Source organism: Glaciecola sp. KUL10 (assembly GCF_003203515.1).
Taxonomy (GTDB): Bacteria; Pseudomonadota; Gammaproteobacteria; order Enterobacterales; family Alteromonadaceae; genus Glaciecola.
Genome location: NZ_BGNG01000013.1, coordinates 35,338 through 50,586, shown reverse-complemented (window position 1 = coordinate 50,586; position 15,249 = coordinate 35,338). Strand labels below are relative to the sequence as shown.

The following is a 15,249-nucleotide window of genomic DNA, read 5'->3' as shown; positions in this document are numbered from 1 at the left end:
GTGATTTGTGTAAGTATCGATATCTCTTAGTTGGCAACTAACCCTTGATTAACTGCATACCTGACTAATTCAGCCAGTGACTCTATTTGTAATTTGCTCTTAATATTACGTCGGTGCGCTTCAACCGTTCTAAAACTGATATCTAGACTCTTTGCAATTTCTTTACTCGATTGGCCTTTTGCGATGTAGGACAATATCATTTGTTCTCGGGTCGTCAATCTATCGTTCGTTTGCTCGATAGGCTTTTCAAGCAGTACTTTAGCGATTGAGCTACTAAAGTGTGATTTGCCATTGGCTACAGCTTTAATCGCTTGATACACCTCTTCAGAATTAGTGTCTTTTAAAATGTAACCAGAAGCACCTGCTTGAACCGCAGTTTTTACGAACTCCGCATTTTCATGCATACTGAAAATCAGGACTTTTGTCGTCTTTAGCGACTCTATTAATACTTCGGTTGCATCAAGGCCATTCATACTTGGCATACTGATATCCATTAGAATAACGTCCGGAAGACACTCTTTGGCTTTATTGAGTGCCTCTGGGCCGTCATTACACCTGCCCACAATCTCGATATCTTCATAATATGACAAACAGGCAACTAAACCGTCTTGTACCATTGGATGATCGTCAACTAGCATGACTTTGATCGTTTGCATATTAAACAGCCTCCTTGTTCATGAATTCTTCTTTTTGTTTTAGGTAGTGGTTTGCAAATTCCGATCTGGGTATCTTTGCAATAACAGTCGTGCCTTTTGTTGAAGACTTAATGATAAATTTACCTCGATGATATTCAACACGTTCAGCCAGGTTTCTTGTGCCAATTCCATACCCAGCCTTGCCATCTAGCACATCTTTAGCGATGCCGTTGCCATTGTCTTTGATCGACAAAGTTAGCCAACTGTCTTTGATGAGCAACTCAATGTGCACTTTGCTCGCGTTAGCATGTTTTTCAATATTGACCATGCACTCCTGAACGACCCGATATAGGGTCGTGTTGATTTCATCGGTCAATAGCTTGCGCAAGGCAGGTTTCTCTAGTGTGACTTCAATACCGGTTCGTTCACTAAACTCTTTAGCCAAGGCCTCCATCGCCTCTGACAAACCCAATTCATCTAAGATGCGCGGATGAAGATGATGAGAAATTCTGCGTATTTCATTTATCGCATTTGCTAAATTGACTTCTGCGGTTTTCAGCGGTGCAGGTTTTTCTACTTCCAGTTTATTGAGGTGCTTGCCGGTGGCTTCAAGGGAGTATTTGATTGAAACCATGACTTGTACAATCCCGTCGTGGAGCTCACGAGAAATATGGCGTTGTTCTTCTTCTTGCAGGGATACAATTTTTTGGCCCAGCTTGCTTATTTTTGCATCGCTTTCTTTCTTTTGTGTAAATTGAACAATGGCGCCCACACCAAAAATCGCAAAAATAGACGTAAGCGCAACAAGCAGAATGATAAAGCGAGTGTTTTGAATATGGGTATCAATCGCGGTTTGAATCACGCCTAACTGAGCTTTCACATTGTCTAAGTAGACGCCCGTACCCATCATCCATCCCCATTTAGGAAGAAAGTCAGAAAAGCTCAACTTTTCCGTGACAGTTTCGGTAGAGGGTTGATTCCAAGGGTAGCGATAAAAATCGCCCCCGTTTTTGGCGTTTTCGATCAAAATTTGGATGGTCTTTTCGCCTTTGTCATTAGTGATGTCCCAATAATTCTGGCCAACGCGGTATGGCTCTGTTGGCAGGACTATATTGGTACCTTTGTCATCGTATACAAAAAAGTAGCCATCGTGCCCATTGTAAATAAGCGTGGATAAGATATCGGCGACTTTCTTTTTAGCAACTTCGTCATCTGCTGCAGCTGCCGCATATATGTGCTCAATGGAAGCCTTAGCGATTGCGGTATAGTTTTGTAATTCCTGTTGTTTTTGTGAAATTAAAAATGATTCGAGTGTTTTCACATTTTGGTTCGATAAATCTCGGTACTCATTGGTAACAAAAAAATACGTTAACAAAGCGGTCAAGATAACCTGAGTGACTGCAAAAAACTGAATGCGTAGCGAAAAAGACATCTCTTAGACCAAAGGCTTATGTTAACAAGGTGTTAAGAATCTCAGAAAAAATAACATATATCCACCGTAATCCCTCGTCAATGCTAGCTTTAATACTAAGGTCGTAGGTATTAGTAGGTAGGTGCGCACTCGGTAGTTGCACGGATAGTTTGTTTGCAATAACTCATTTACATTCTATGCACAATTTGCTGACAAGCATTAAGCGCAGCATTGTAACTACTTAAACACCCTAGCATCAGGAATGATTATGAAATTTAAAACACTACTTACAGGCCTAGTCGCTGCAAGCATTGCTTTCAGCCCAATGGCATTTGCAGAAAAGACTTATCGTTGGCGTTTAGCTGAAACATGGGGACCTAATTTTCCTGTTTTCGGCGATGCAACAAAGAATATGGCAAAAATGGTTGATGAAATGTCAGGCGGCCGTTTAAAAATTAGAATCGACTCGTCAAACAAGCACAAATCTGCGCTGGGTATTTTTGATTTTGTTAAAACCGGTCAATACCAAATGGGCCACTCCGCTTCTTACTACTGGAAAGGAAAGGACATCGAAACCTTGTTCTTTACCACCCTGCCATTTGGTATGACGACCGCAGAGCAATACGCGTGGTTCTACCACGGCGGCGGCATGGAACTAATGAAAGAGACGTATGACAAATACGGCATTATGTCTTTCCCAGGTGGTAACACAGGTAATCAAATGGGTGGATGGTTCCGCAAAGAAATCAACAGCTTAGAAGACTTACAAGGTCTCAAAATGCGTATCCCAGGGTTTGCGGGTGAAGTATTGGCTAAGTTAGGTGCTAAGCCAACTAATATTCCGTCTGCCGAGCTTTATACTGCACTAGAAAGAAACACCATTGACGCATTAGAGTGGGTAGGGCCTTCATTAGACTTGCGCATGGGCTTTCACAAAATCGCGCCTTTCTACTACACGGGTTGGCACGAGCCTGCGACTGAACTTCAATTTATGGTTAATCAAAAAGCCTATGACCAGTTGCCTGAAGATCTACAAAACATCTTAAAAGTTGCTATGAAAACAGCCGCTTATGATATGTACACTCAGTCTACTCACGAAAGTGCAGTCAACCTTGCAACGCTTCAGCAAGAGTATCCAAATGTTAAGTTACGTTCGTTCCCGACTGAAGTCATGAACGCAATTAAAGCCGAAAACGATAAGTTACTTGCAGAGTTTGCAGCTAAAGATCCTCAAACTAAGAAAATCTTAGATTCAATCGAGTCATATAAGGCTAAAGCTCGTCAGTGGACTAACTTCTCTGACCGCGCTTACCTAGACAACTTCGATTCGAAATAACAAGTTTTACGCAAGAGGTATCAGCTTAAATCGCTTGGTGCTGGTACCTCTTTTTCACTCGCTAACGAGGTTATAAACAGATGATTTTTTTACACAATACATTGCGCAAGATTATCGATGTCATGGGGCACTTTTGTGTGTTACTCATGATTTTGATGGTTGCCAATGTTTTTTATGATGTATTGATGCGCTACTTTTTCAATGACGTCAGTATCGGAATGCAGGAGTTAGAATGGCATCTGTTTGCAGCCATGTTTATGTTTGGTATTGGCTATACATTAAAAGAAGACGCGCATGTTCGCGTCGATATCTTTTATGAAAAGTGGCTACCACATACGCAAGCAAAAATTGATATCGCTGCTGCACTTTTATTTGCTTTACCAATCACGCTTATCATTATGTACGACGGGTACAGTTATGCCATGGATGCTTATGAAATGATGGAAGGCTCACCCGATCCAGGCGGCTTGCCATATAGATGGATCATTCGTTCAGTTATTCCTCTATCTAATCTATTTTTACTACTTTGTATTTTTTACACCATCTTAGAGAACATATTGAAGCTAAAACGCCCTAATGTTCACGAAGATCATATTCATAACGAGGGCGTGTAATGGAAGGTTTAATCTTATTTTTTGTCGCCCTTGTCTTGTTGTTTATGGGCTATTACGTCGCATTTACCTTTGCGGGTGTTTCGGTGCTTGTTGGCGTATTCTTTTTAGGGATAGACCTGTTCGAGTTCATGCCATATCGCATTATGAGCATCATGGAAAATACGACCTTGATGTCCATACCGATGTTTATCTTTATGGGTATTGTGCTTCAAAAAACCGGGCTTGCAGAGCGCCTACTCGAATCATCCGCTAAACTCTTTGGCGGTATGTCAGGTGGTGTGGCTATTGCGACTATTTTGGTCGGTGCCTTATTAGCTGCTTCAACAGGGGTAGTCGGTGCATCGGTGGTTGCTATGGGAGTGATCTCACTGCCTGTTATGCTAAAAAACAACTACCACCAACCCACCTCGGCAGGCGTTATTTGTGCCTCTGGCACATTGGGTCAAATCATACCGCCATCTATTATACTGATTATCTTAGGTGACGTGATGGGCTTACCAGTGGGTGACTTGTTTAAAGCAGCAGTGATCCCCGGTTTAATGCTAATCGGCTCATATGTGCTTTATATTTTAATTTTGAGCTGGGTTAAGCCTGATTACTGTCCACCGATTCCGGTTGAAGAAGATAAAACAGCGATTATGATTCAAGCAGCAAAAGACATTGTGCCCCCCTTATTGTTAATTGTGGCTGTATTAGGATCTATTTTTAGTGGTATCGCTACGCCAACAGAATCTTCAGCGATTGGTGCGGTGGGTGCAATTATCTTGGCTCAATTTTACGGTGGTATTTCTTTAAAGACGATTTTTGCGGTATCAAAGGAATCCGTTAAAGTCAGTTCAATGATCTTCGCAGTACTTATCGGTGCGACTGCGTTTTCGATGGTGTTTAGTTACTCTGGTGGCGAATATTTAGTCGAAGAATTTTTCTTAGAGCTTCCTGGTGAAAAGTGGACGTTTATTGTCTTAGTCATGGTAGCTATTTTGATTCTAGGCTTCTTTATTGACTTCATTGAAATTGCGTTTCTTGTTGTCCCTATTATTACTCCTGTTGCAATGGCCTTGGATATAGACTTAATTTGGTTCGCAATTTTAATTTCGATGAATCTGCAAACCTCCTTCTTGTCGCCACCTTTTGGGTTTAGCTTATTTTATTTAAAAGGTGTGGCGCCTAAATCGATGAAAACGACAACGATATATAAAGGCGTCGTTCCATTTATTGCGCTTCAAGTGTTGGTTTTAGGGTTGATAGTCGCTTTCCCTGATACATTTATAATGTTTTAAACCGATTGATATTTTGCTGTTCGAAGAGGGCATGATCGTTAGTCATGCCCTTTTTCTATGTAATGAGCAATAAGAGCAAGGCATTCGATTTAAAATTTAAACATTCTTCACGAATGTATTAAAGAGCGCATTTTTGAGTAAAGGACTTGTTCGAATAAAAAAAGACATACGTGAATTGTGAATAATTAGACTTAAGTTTAATTGCTTGTAAGGCATCTAAGGTCATAAGAATCAGAATGATTTGTTAAAATCATGAAATTAAATTAGCAATAAAGTACCATGAAAAAATCTGTGGCATCTATAAAAAACTATATTTTTTAATGGTTTAGGGTGATTGCATATTGGGTTTTATATATTTGCAATGCGTAGATAGTCGCGTTACATTAAATACATAAGACTAAAGTTATTTCTCGAATTCGAGATAACCTAACTATAGAGTCGAAAGTTGTAAGGGATTAGAACTGTATAAAGTGAGTTTTTAAGGTCACGTAAGGGGAAGTGTAAAATGGCTACAACTATTCCTACAGAAATAGAAACCTTGTTTGACAATATTGTGATTGAGCAATTCTGGTGGGATGGCGTGCTCGTTAAAATGCCATTCCATTGTATATACGCAAAAGTACCCAACCCTGTCGCTGATGATTGGAAAGAAATCAATGGCGTTAAGGTCCCTATCATCAAAATGGAAAAATATCATATTCCGCTTTGGGATCCTCTTCACAAACGTGTGTTTAAAATGCCAAAATACGCGATTGTAATATCACACCATAAAGGCAACGATTTCGGTTTGTATGCTTATCCAGCAGACCATATTGATGAACCTGTCGTTATGTCTTATCAACAATGGAAGCGTGACCAAAAAAACGGAGTATAGGCTCCTTTTAGGGACGCTTTAACTATATTTCGGAGTTTTAATGCTGCTAATAGCAGAATCTTTTGGCGCGCTTGCCGTCATCCTTAACTTTATTGGTTACCGCCAAGACGATATAAATCGTTATTTACTTATCTCTGCAATGGCCTTGGCTGCTGTCAGTACCCACTTTTTTTTACTCGGTGCCATGGCCGCTGGCATAGGTTGCGCGCTTGCTTGTATCCGTAATTTAATCGCTATGAAATATCGTGGAAATCATATATTGATTACCTTTGTCTTGTTAAATATTGGTTTCTTACTCTTGGAGTTATTGGTGTTGGAGCATGGACTGCTCATTTTAGTGGCGTATGCTTCATCTTTGATTTTTACTGTGGGCTCAATTGCGATCAAAAATGCAGCTAAAATAAGGCAATGGTTTATCTTAGCGGAGACGCTTGGGTTAATTTATGCAGTCATGGTAGGCTCAATATTTGGAACGATTTTTAATATCAGCAACTTATGTAGTATTTTGTATAAGTTGTTTTCTGATAGGAAAAAAACAATCTAGCACTCATGAAATATGAGCAAAAAAAAACCGCTAGTTAGCGGTTTTTTTAATTTAGGAAAGATGCTCTAGTCTTTCTTAACCAGCACCGATACTTTCTCGATCCCAGCGAGCTTAACTTGGTCCATCACCTCAACAACTATTCCATGCTCAGTGTTTTCATGAGCTTGAATTGCGGCAGAGTCTGTCGCGTTGTTTGCAAGATACGTCTGAGCATTTGCAACTACTCTTCGGATGTCAACGACTCGGCCACCAAGAAGTATTTCACCTGTTTCGTCAATGCGAATCGATAATGCTTTGCTAGGTTGGCTGGGATTGTTGTTATCTTTTGGACGGTTCGCATCAAGTCCCTTTTCGGATGAAAAGGTTGTAGTTACGATAAAAAATATCAGCATGATGAACACGATGTCCAACATTGGCGTCATATCGACCTGTGCGTCATCATCACCGGATGTATGCTTTTTTCTCTTCATTTTACAGCTCGTCCTCTTTGTTCAGACCATTAGTATAAAGCCTCTGTAGAAAATGCCTAGTGCTTTGTATCTAAAATTGTTAAAAAACTGCCAATTTGACTGTTTTAACGCCCTAACGCATAAGCTAATTGCTTGAAATATTGAATAATTTCGCTCTGAATCAGATTTAAAGCATATCCCTTTGGGTAAATTCCTATCTTTGCTTCTGCTGTTTGTTTTGTCCCTTGTACAAGGAAGGTGTTTTTTAAGCTGTGGTTTTGAATACATGCTTCAAATGCGCGGGCCGCCACTTCTTGAGGTCTTGCGTAATAATAGAAGCCACAGTGCTTATCAGCAGAGATACTTTGATTCATAAGCGTGCTAGGGGCATCTAAGGTGTCGTTTAGAAATACACGTTCAAAAAATTGACTTAAACTTTGGTTCAATGGATGCTTGTTGATAACTGCAAGCTCATTCAACCAAACCTCACTAGCAAAAGCGTTTTGTTTCTTAAGGTTATACATTTTATCACAGATATAGTGGTCAAATGCGTGAAACCACTCATGTGCCAATGCGCCTCCACCCGCATTTTTAGCCAGTGAAAGCTGCCTTTTTGCGCTATTATAATGAGCACTCGAATGCTTTTGACCGCCGACTCCAAATGCGAGGGAAAGGGTGCCATTTAAAGATATAACTTGCTCGGGTACTTGCAAGATATCCATTAAGTCGCACAAAGCGTCAAAGAAAAGGTTTGCGGCGATTTGTTGCTCTTGGCGAGTCACCCATTTACCAATATGAATCGAACTAAAATTAAATAAACGCATAACATCCGAAAAACTGACGTCAGCGCCTGCTCGGTGCGCTTCGCCATTTCGGTAAAAGCCGCGCTCTAGTCTAGTAGGGTGAGAGTTGGGCATTTCCTAGCTCTTCTGCAAGCTGTTGGCACCACTGTTGAATACGTTCGTCACTCTGATCAAATTGATTTTCGTCGTCCAAACTCAAGCCTACAAAAAATTGCTGATCTTCGGTTAAGGCTTTTGAAGCAGTAAACTCGTAACCCGTGTTTGGCCAGTAACCGACAAGCTCACAATCCAAAATGACAAGCTCATCGTGCAGCATACCTAACGCATCTTGAAACCAGTCGGCATAGCCTAATTGATCTCCAAGCCCATATAGGGCAACTGTTTTGCCGGCAAGTTGGAGCGACTTAATATCCTCCCAAGTCGATTCCCAATCTTCTTGTAGCTCACCAAAATCCCAAGTTGAGATACCAAAAATGATCACGTCGAACTGTTGAGACTTTTCAAGTGCGTGTTCTTTTATATCAAACATAGGGATGTTGATATCACCGAGTTGCTTTTGCAATGTTTGCTGTATTTTCTCACCCGCCATTTCGGTATAGCAGGTTGTTGAGCCATAAAAAATAGCGATATTAGGTTGCATAGGTTTCTTTAATCTATTTGTTTGCTTTCATCAAAGGATACGATCTTTCCGTCGCTGCAGACCAGTTCACATTTCACCTTACTCGCATCATCATTTAGCACAAGACGACCAAGGTTAGATTGATTCACAAGGTAACCGGCACGACCAATTGGCTTTCTTTGCCTTACAGACATATTTCTGCGCTTGGTTAACCAATTTAGTGGAGATCGTCTTCCGTAAAACCATCGGTTTAAGCGGTCAAACCAACGCAGAAGCGATGGCGGGAACTGGTTGTGAATACCACTACTAGTAAACTGAGTAATATGAGGGCTATTGCGCCTAAAACGCAACTTGACGTCATAGACAAACGAATAGTGAACATCCCCAGATAATATAATAAAATTAGGTGGTGTTTTGATGTGTCGGAATATATTTAGCATCACACTTGCTGTTCCGCGATGCGCCATCCAGTTTTCGGCATCTACTGTCAGTGCGCCACCGAACATGGTAAAAACACGTTGGACAGCTTCTATAAATTTGACGCCATAAACGGGCGCTGCTGAGACCATAATGACCGAATCTTTGCCAATCATCGAACTTTGGAGCTCGCATAATGCTTCCCAGTCCATTAGGCCCGAGGGTTTATTAAGGCTTGACTCTGATCGCCAACGTTGGGTTCTTGTGTCCAACACATGCACGGCCGGTTTGGTATCAAGTTCATAATGCCACTCACTAAACTCTAGCAGCGTTGATAAAAATGTTGCGTGGTCGAGTATCGTACTATCTGAAAATATATCGTTGGCTTGTTTGAATAATTCACTTAATTTGCCCTGAGGATTACCACAACCTTGACACAAAAAATATGCGCACAATGCATTTCCTATAATACGATTGGAAAACGGGTGACCATAGATATGTTGTTCCCAGCCACGAGTTAAATTCCAGTCGTCAGTGACATCATGATCGTCAAATATCATATATATAGGCACGTGTGCCATTGCTCGCTGAACGGGTTTTAAGTCTTTCTTAAAGTTGTTTATCCATTCTAGCTCGCTCATATATTTTTGTTCATCCTCACCTGTCAGATGAGTTGATTCAATATCAACAAATCGCCATAGAGTAGGAGACCATGATAGAAAATAAAGGGCTAGCATTTCGCTCAATGCAATAAGGTGGTTTTGTGCATTGACTGATGTAAAAACAGGCTTTCGTTTTGCCTTAAAAAAAGCATCTGCTAGATTCTCATTTGCTTCTACAGCGGGCAATAAGGCCTCTCTGCGGTAGTATCCATCGGGGTGATTGATTAATTCCTGTAAGTCGTCAATCTTAGCGCCTTCAAATGCTTCATCTCGCATACCAAGGATATTAATCACCTGATGAATCGCATTCAACATAGGGCCTGCGACATCATCTATATAGACCTGATCTCCTGTAAACAATGCGATATCTGGTCGTGTTTTTCCTGTTTCAAATTCATCTGAAATTAAATTATCTAATTGGGGAAGCGCATCAGAACCTTGGAAATGAGCCTTTCTACATGAGCCATGAATCACTTGTTTGAGCGTTTTTTTTAACCTAAATGAGGGTCTTTGTGCTGATGTATAGAACGCATCAAACTCCAGCTCATTTAAGCGTTTAACCACGCCAGTTTCATCGTCACAGAACTTCAAGTCGTACTCATACAGACAATCTGGAAGCAGTGATTGTTCGGGGTGTACTTGTATCAATTTGATGAATGCGTGTTGACCAACTTGCCACGTAGACGTTTCTACTGTCGACGCTTGCATGGTATCAGTATCAGCAAATATTAAATCGCAATCGATCGAATAGTCTTTCGTGGTCACCAGCCAAAACGTCACATTGTCTTCATCAAGGTGTCGTAAAATAGGGCCTGCAATCAAAGTAGGAAGCGATGTGCTTTGCGTCAAATTTCGACAGTCTCCGAATAAATTGGGCTTTGTATGTGTTTATCACGTAGCATATTATCACTTTTTACTTTGTATTTGCTGATTTAGCTTTTATAAAATACTTGTTTACCTTATAAAAAATGTAAAAAAACATTAATTTGTAGCGTTATCGAAAATTGCACATAACCAATGCATTAGGAAGTTTATGAATACACCCGCGACGCCAAAGGCTTCGAAAACTCTAGCACTAACTGGCTACTTTTTTAGTTGCTGGTTGTTGGTAAGTACACACTTAGCTGCGAACCAATTTACAGAAGTAAATAAAGAAGTAACAGTCGGTGAGTGGATTGTTGATTTGGATGGCAAGACGATGCTTGATCCGCAAAGTTCGGGGCTAAAATATGCAAACGGCCATTTGTATAGTCTCTCAGATGGAAGTGCGGATGAATCGCAACAAAGGCGACTTCACCAATTGTCTACTGATGAGGCCGCAGTACTAAAAAAATATGGACCAACTCAGTTTTCTGAGCGTGTTAAGAATAGTTGCTTTTATGACTATTTGGCTGATAAACCAGATTATGAAGGGCTTGCAGTTTTAAATGAACAGGCTACCCAATGGGTATTCGTCACTGAAGATGCTAGAAATGGAGTCCAACTTAGCCCATCTTGCCAAACAAGGTATAAGGATACTCACTCGACGCTGTACCCCACTTTATTAGTTAGAATCAGTTTGTTAGGCGAAAGTTTAGTGGTTGATGCGGTCCGGCCAGTACAGTTCCCTATTGACGCAAATGTAGGTGATGCGGCCAATGATGGTATAGAAGGACTGGCGCTAACCAAGCATAATGAACTTTTATTGGGCCTTGAAAAAGATGCTAACAACCAGGCTCGCGTGTTTAAAACCAAATTAGAAGATGGTTTTTGGGATGAGCAAGATTTTGTCCGGGTAAGTGATACAAAATTATTGCTTCCATATTTTGATGAAGGAAGACATCCGATTAATGGCATGGATGTTTACTATCCAGAGCCGCAAAGCACAGGTTACCTTATCGCTGCTGCGCGAAATGATAATAAGTTATGGATAATAGACCTAGCAGCTCAAAAGCCAACAGTCAAAGTACCATTGTTGTTTATTGCTCCCTCATTAGCTGAACAAAGTGCTAGATACTGCGCGCCCTTGCACGAAATGGATAATGCTTCGATTGAAGGCGTCGCCGTGATGGGCGACGAGCTTGTGCTGATTAACGACCCGTGGAAAGTTAACTACAAGAAGAACATTGTGTGCGAGGCCGATACTGCCCGTTACGAGATGTTTTCACCATTACTGTTTAAAGTTTCACTTAATCCTAATTGGTTTAAGTGAATTTATTTATCGTTGCACTGGCGTTGGCTATTTTTTGAGTTTGCTTGCAAACGTTTTTTTGAATTTCGCTAACTTTGGTGCGACCACCATATTGCAGTATTGATTTTGTGGGTTATTACTAAAGTAATCTTGATGGTAGTCTTCAGCTTGGCTGTAGTTTTCCACCGGTAGCACTTCTGTCACCACAGGGTTAGGCCAAATTTTTTGCTCTTCAATTTCAGCAATGATTGCCTGTGCAGCAGATTTTTGCTCTTCGGTGTGAAAATAGATTCCGCTTCTATACTGGGTGCCCACATCATTTCCTTGGCGGTTAAGCTGCGTAGGATCGTGAAGAGCAAAGAATATTTCGAGTACTTGTCTAAGCGACAATATAGCTGGGTCAAACGTAACTTGAACTACCTCTGTATGTCCTGTTTCTCCGCTACAAACAGCTTCATAACTAGGGGAATCTGCATGTCCATTAGAGTAGCCGGAATAAGCGCTAATTACACCATCAACGCTATTTAACGCAGACTCTAGGCACCAAAAACATCCACCACCTAAGGTAATGACTTGAGTTGTCACTTGATTGCTCATAATTGCTTCCTCGCTTAATTGTTGTTTTAGAGTGAGGTCGTTGGGTGTGTATTTCAAGTCATCCGTAGTGCTATTTTTTTCGTAACAACCATTATAAGTAATCAAGCAGAGATCGAGTTTCATGGAGTTTACGATTTTTTACGATGGGGCCTGCCCTTTGTGCAGTATAGAAATTAACCACCTAAGGAAACGTGATCATTCTGAAAAGTTGGGGTTTGTAGATATAAACCATCCAAGTTTTTCCAAGCAATATCCTAACTTACATTGGCAAGCAATGAACGAACGAATTCACGGTCAGTTAGCTGATGGCACCTGGTTAATCGGTCTAGATGTTACTCACAAAGCGTGGAGTTTAGTGGGTAAGGGGTGGTTATATGCGCCGTTGAGATGGCCTGTTATTCGTTGGTTTGCAGATCATTTTTACGTATGGTTCGCGCGTCATCGTCACGAGATAGCTTATTTACTCACCAGAAAGAAGCGTTGTGAAAACACCTGTGAGTCTAAACTGAGATAAAAGGAACACAAATTCAAATGAACAAAAATGCACTCGTCATCGGCGCATCTGGCGGCATCGCTAAAGTGCTGATAGAAAAGTTAGTCAACACTGGTGAATATGAGACAGTCTACACAGTGTCTCGTTCTGCACCGGATTCCATATTGCAGGGACAACAACATGAGTCTTTCGATACAGTGAGCGAAGCAGATGTAGATGATTATGTATCTAAGTTAAAGCGGTCAGGCGTCACGTTAGATTACGTAGTTTGTGCGACTGGGATTCTACATACATCGGGTGAGATGACGCTTAAACCGGAAAAAAGGCTCGAGGATATGAACGAAGAGCAGTTTGCCGAATACTTTAGAGTCAATACTGTATTACCAGCTATTTGGTTAAAAAAACTGGTCAAAGTGGTCAATAAATCAGGTGCGACCATCATATTCTTTAGTGCTAGGGTTGGTAGTATTACCGACAATTCTTTGGGCGGTTGGTATGGGTATCGAGCTTCTAAGGCCGCTTTAAATATGTTGGTTAAAACAGCTGCGATCGAGTATCGAAGGCGCTTACCTAACACGGTCTTAGTTTGCTATCACCCAGGAACTGTTAACACATCTTTGTCTAAACCTTTTCAAACAAACGTGAAACAGGGAAAGCTGTTTTCACCTGACTTTACGTGTGAATCACTGTTAAAAATTTCATCAGGCTTGCCCGTTGAACAAAGCCCATACTACCTTGATTGGGCGGGCGAAAAAATTCCTTGGTAAGCCCCTTTGGTTTTTATCGAATCAGATTCGAGACATTTTATGAACTCGCTGTTAATATTCAAACTGGCGACAAATAAAGCACCAAAATAATATAAAAATAAAAACAAAATAAATATAAAGGAAGTTGTATGGCTGGGTCTCGTGAGCAATTTGGTTCAAAATTAGGATTCATACTCGCTGCTGCGGGTTCTGCGGTTGGCATCGGAAATTTGGTTGGATTTCCGGTTGGCGCTGCCAAAAATGGCGGCGGAGCATTTTTGCTTATGTACGCGATTTTTGTAGCGTTCATCTGTCTTCCCGTGATGTTAGCTGAAATGTCAGTTGGTCGGAACAGTCAAAAGGATCCTTTAGGTGCTTTGACTAGTTTATCGGGTGGAAACCGTGGCTGGCGAATTGCAGGGTGGCTGTCCATCGTAACGCCATTTATGATTGCAGTGTTTTATTCTGTTATCACTGTTTGGATTTTTGGTTATTTGTTTGAATCAGTTACGGGTAATCTTGATTTGCTTGCACAACCAGAAACCTTTGGCAGTTTTATTACCGGTAGTAGCATTTTTGCCTATATGGCAGGCGTACTTGCAATCGTCTATTTCATTTTGCAAGGCGGCGTTAAACAAGGAATCGAAAAAGCAGCAAAGATTTTGATGCCAGCGTTATTTATCATGTTAGTTGGCTTGGTAATCTTTGTATTAACCCGCGATAACGCAATGGCGGGTGTTGAATTTTATCTTGTTCCAGATTTTGAAAAAATAGATGCTGCAGTCGTAAACGGTGCGTTATCACAGGCATTCTTTTCGTTGTCATTAGGAATGGGAATTATGATTACCTATGGCTCGTATATTGATAAGAAAGCAGATATACCTGGTTCAGCAAAGCTTGTTGCACTCACTGATACTGCGGTAGCATTTACAGCTGGATTGATGATTTTGCCCGCTATTTTTTCTTTTAATCCAAACATCAACACCGAAGAATTGAGTGAATCATCTATCAGTATGATTTTTTCTTTCTTACCGCAAATCTTTTTGGAACTGCAAACGAGCATTGGGTATTTTGGGGCGAGTTTAGTTGCAAGTATTTTCTTCTTACTCGTTTTCTTTGCCGCAATCACCTCTTTGGTTTCTATATTTGAAGTTCCCGTTGCTGCCTTAATGAGTGAGAAAAACATGGACCGCAAACCTGCACTCTTAACCTGCGGAGTATTGTTAATTGCATTGTCGGTTATGTGCGCTCTTTCGTTTGGTTTTGTCCAATTCTTTACTTCTTTCATTTCTTATGCAGGTTCAGAAAAGTCATTTTTTGATTTAGTTTATGACGTGTTTTACGACACGATATTGCCTTTAAACGGTTTCTTAATTTGTATTTTTGTCATCTATAGGTGGAAAAAAACAAACTTTAATGCTGAGCTAGACAGTGGCGCCCCAGCCTTCAAAAAGAGTTTGTTTGAACGCTATGTTAATTTCTCAGTTGGTACGTTTATACCAGTGATATTATTAGTGATCTTTATAAATACCGTGGCGCAAAAATACTTTGGGATGGCGCTCATTGGCTAATCCAATAGCTTAATCTTCGCAGGTTTTT

Annotated in this window: 16 protein-coding genes; 9 read left to right on the top strand and 7 right to left on the bottom strand. The window is 40.8% G+C overall.

Annotated elements, in window-relative coordinates:
* Positions 1–26 precede the first annotated feature (26 nt).
* Both KUL10_RS16765 and KUL10_RS16760 read right to left on the bottom strand, forming a co-directional pair.
* On the bottom strand, positions 27–656 hold the full coding sequence (locus KUL10_RS16765) for a response regulator transcription factor (protein WP_110430107.1): 630 nt from the start codon (positions 654–656) through the stop codon (positions 27–29).
* A gap of 1 nt (position 657) precedes the next feature.
* Entirely contained in the window at positions 658–2,067 is a 1,410-nt protein-coding gene (locus KUL10_RS16760) for a cache domain-containing protein (protein WP_110430106.1), read from the bottom strand.
* A gap of 247 nt (positions 2,068–2,314) precedes the next feature.
* On the opposite strand from KUL10_RS16760, the gene KUL10_RS16755 reads away from it, so the two are divergent.
* The 5 genes from KUL10_RS16755 (at position 2,315) to KUL10_RS16735 (ending at position 6,694) form a co-directional block, all read left to right on the top strand.
* On the top strand, positions 2,315–3,382 hold the full coding sequence (locus tag KUL10_RS16755; RefSeq protein ID WP_110430105.1) for a TRAP transporter substrate-binding protein: 1,068 nt from the start codon (positions 2,315–2,317) through the stop codon (positions 3,380–3,382).
* An 80-nt stretch (positions 3,383–3,462) separates the two neighbouring features.
* Complete coding sequence (locus KUL10_RS16750; protein WP_199509304.1) at positions 3,463–3,996, top strand: TRAP transporter small permease subunit; 534 nt, start codon at positions 3,463–3,465, stop codon at positions 3,994–3,996.
* The gene (locus KUL10_RS16745) at positions 3,996–5,276 is read left to right on the top strand and encodes a TRAP transporter large permease subunit (protein WP_110430104.1); all 1,281 of its coding nucleotides are present in this window, start codon (positions 3,996–3,998) and stop codon (positions 5,274–5,276) included. The genes KUL10_RS16750 and KUL10_RS16745 overlap by 1 nt, the downstream gene beginning before the upstream one ends.
* A 505-nt stretch (positions 5,277–5,781) precedes the next feature.
* Positions 5,782–6,150 (top strand): hypothetical protein, encoded by a 369-nt coding sequence (locus tag KUL10_RS16740; RefSeq protein ID WP_110430103.1) that lies wholly within the window; start codon positions 5,782–5,784, stop codon positions 6,148–6,150.
* A 40-nt stretch (positions 6,151–6,190) separates the two neighbouring features.
* Complete coding sequence (locus KUL10_RS16735; protein ID WP_110430102.1) at positions 6,191–6,694, top strand: YgjV family protein; 504 nt, start codon at positions 6,191–6,193, stop codon at positions 6,692–6,694.
* Positions 6,695–6,759: 65 nt separating this feature from the next.
* Here KUL10_RS16735 and KUL10_RS16730 read toward each other — a convergent pair whose 3' ends face one another.
* The 4 genes from KUL10_RS16730 to KUL10_RS16715 form a co-directional block, all read right to left on the bottom strand.
* Complete coding sequence (locus KUL10_RS16730; protein WP_110430101.1) at positions 6,760–7,164, bottom strand: biopolymer transporter ExbD; 405 nt, start codon at positions 7,162–7,164, stop codon at positions 6,760–6,762.
* Positions 7,165–7,268: 104 nt separating this feature from the next.
* Positions 7,269–8,060: a CLCA_X family protein gene (locus KUL10_RS16725; RefSeq protein ID WP_110430100.1), complete on the bottom strand. Its 792-nt coding sequence runs from the start codon at positions 8,058–8,060 to the stop codon at positions 7,269–7,271.
* Complete coding sequence (fldB, locus tag KUL10_RS16720; protein WP_110430099.1) at positions 8,038–8,586, bottom strand: flavodoxin FldB; 549 nt, start codon at positions 8,584–8,586, stop codon at positions 8,038–8,040. The genes KUL10_RS16725 and fldB overlap by 23 nt, the downstream gene beginning before the upstream one ends.
* An 8-nt stretch (positions 8,587–8,594) precedes the next feature.
* Entirely contained in the window at positions 8,595–10,493 is a 1,899-nt protein-coding gene (locus tag KUL10_RS16715; RefSeq protein ID WP_110430098.1) for an alkaline phosphatase family protein, read from the bottom strand.
* Between the two features lie 184 nt (positions 10,494–10,677).
* Here KUL10_RS16715 and KUL10_RS16710 point away from each other — a divergent pair, with 184 nt between their 5' ends.
* Positions 10,678–11,835, top strand: a complete 1,158-nt coding sequence (locus tag KUL10_RS16710; protein ID WP_110430097.1) for a hypothetical protein — start codon at positions 10,678–10,680, stop codon at positions 11,833–11,835.
* A gap of 27 nt (positions 11,836–11,862) precedes the next feature.
* Here KUL10_RS16710 and msrA read toward each other — a convergent pair whose 3' ends face one another.
* Positions 11,863–12,411 carry a peptide-methionine (S)-S-oxide reductase MsrA gene (gene msrA / locus KUL10_RS16705; RefSeq protein WP_110430144.1) on the bottom strand — a complete coding sequence of 183 codons (549 nt, stop codon included), beginning with the start codon at positions 12,409–12,411 and terminating at the stop codon, positions 11,863–11,865.
* Positions 12,412–12,532: 121 nt separating this feature from the next.
* Between msrA and KUL10_RS16700 the strand changes: the two genes are divergently transcribed.
* The 3 genes from KUL10_RS16700 to KUL10_RS16690 all read left to right on the top strand — a co-directional run bounded on the left by KUL10_RS16700 (position 12,533) and on the right by KUL10_RS16690 (position 15,221).
* Positions 12,533–12,925 carry a thiol-disulfide oxidoreductase DCC family protein gene (locus tag KUL10_RS16700; protein ID WP_110430096.1) on the top strand — a complete coding sequence of 131 codons (393 nt, stop codon included), beginning with the start codon at positions 12,533–12,535 and terminating at the stop codon, positions 12,923–12,925.
* 17 nt (positions 12,926–12,942) lie between these two features.
* The gene (locus KUL10_RS16695) at positions 12,943–13,671 is read left to right on the top strand and encodes an SDR family NAD(P)-dependent oxidoreductase (protein WP_110430095.1); all 729 of its coding nucleotides are present in this window, start codon (positions 12,943–12,945) and stop codon (positions 13,669–13,671) included.
* A gap of 128 nt (positions 13,672–13,799) precedes the next feature.
* A complete protein-coding gene (locus KUL10_RS16690; RefSeq protein ID WP_110430094.1) occupies positions 13,800–15,221 on the top strand; it encodes a sodium-dependent transporter in 1,422 nt (473 codons plus the stop codon).
* Positions 15,222–15,249: the final 28 nt, after the last annotated feature.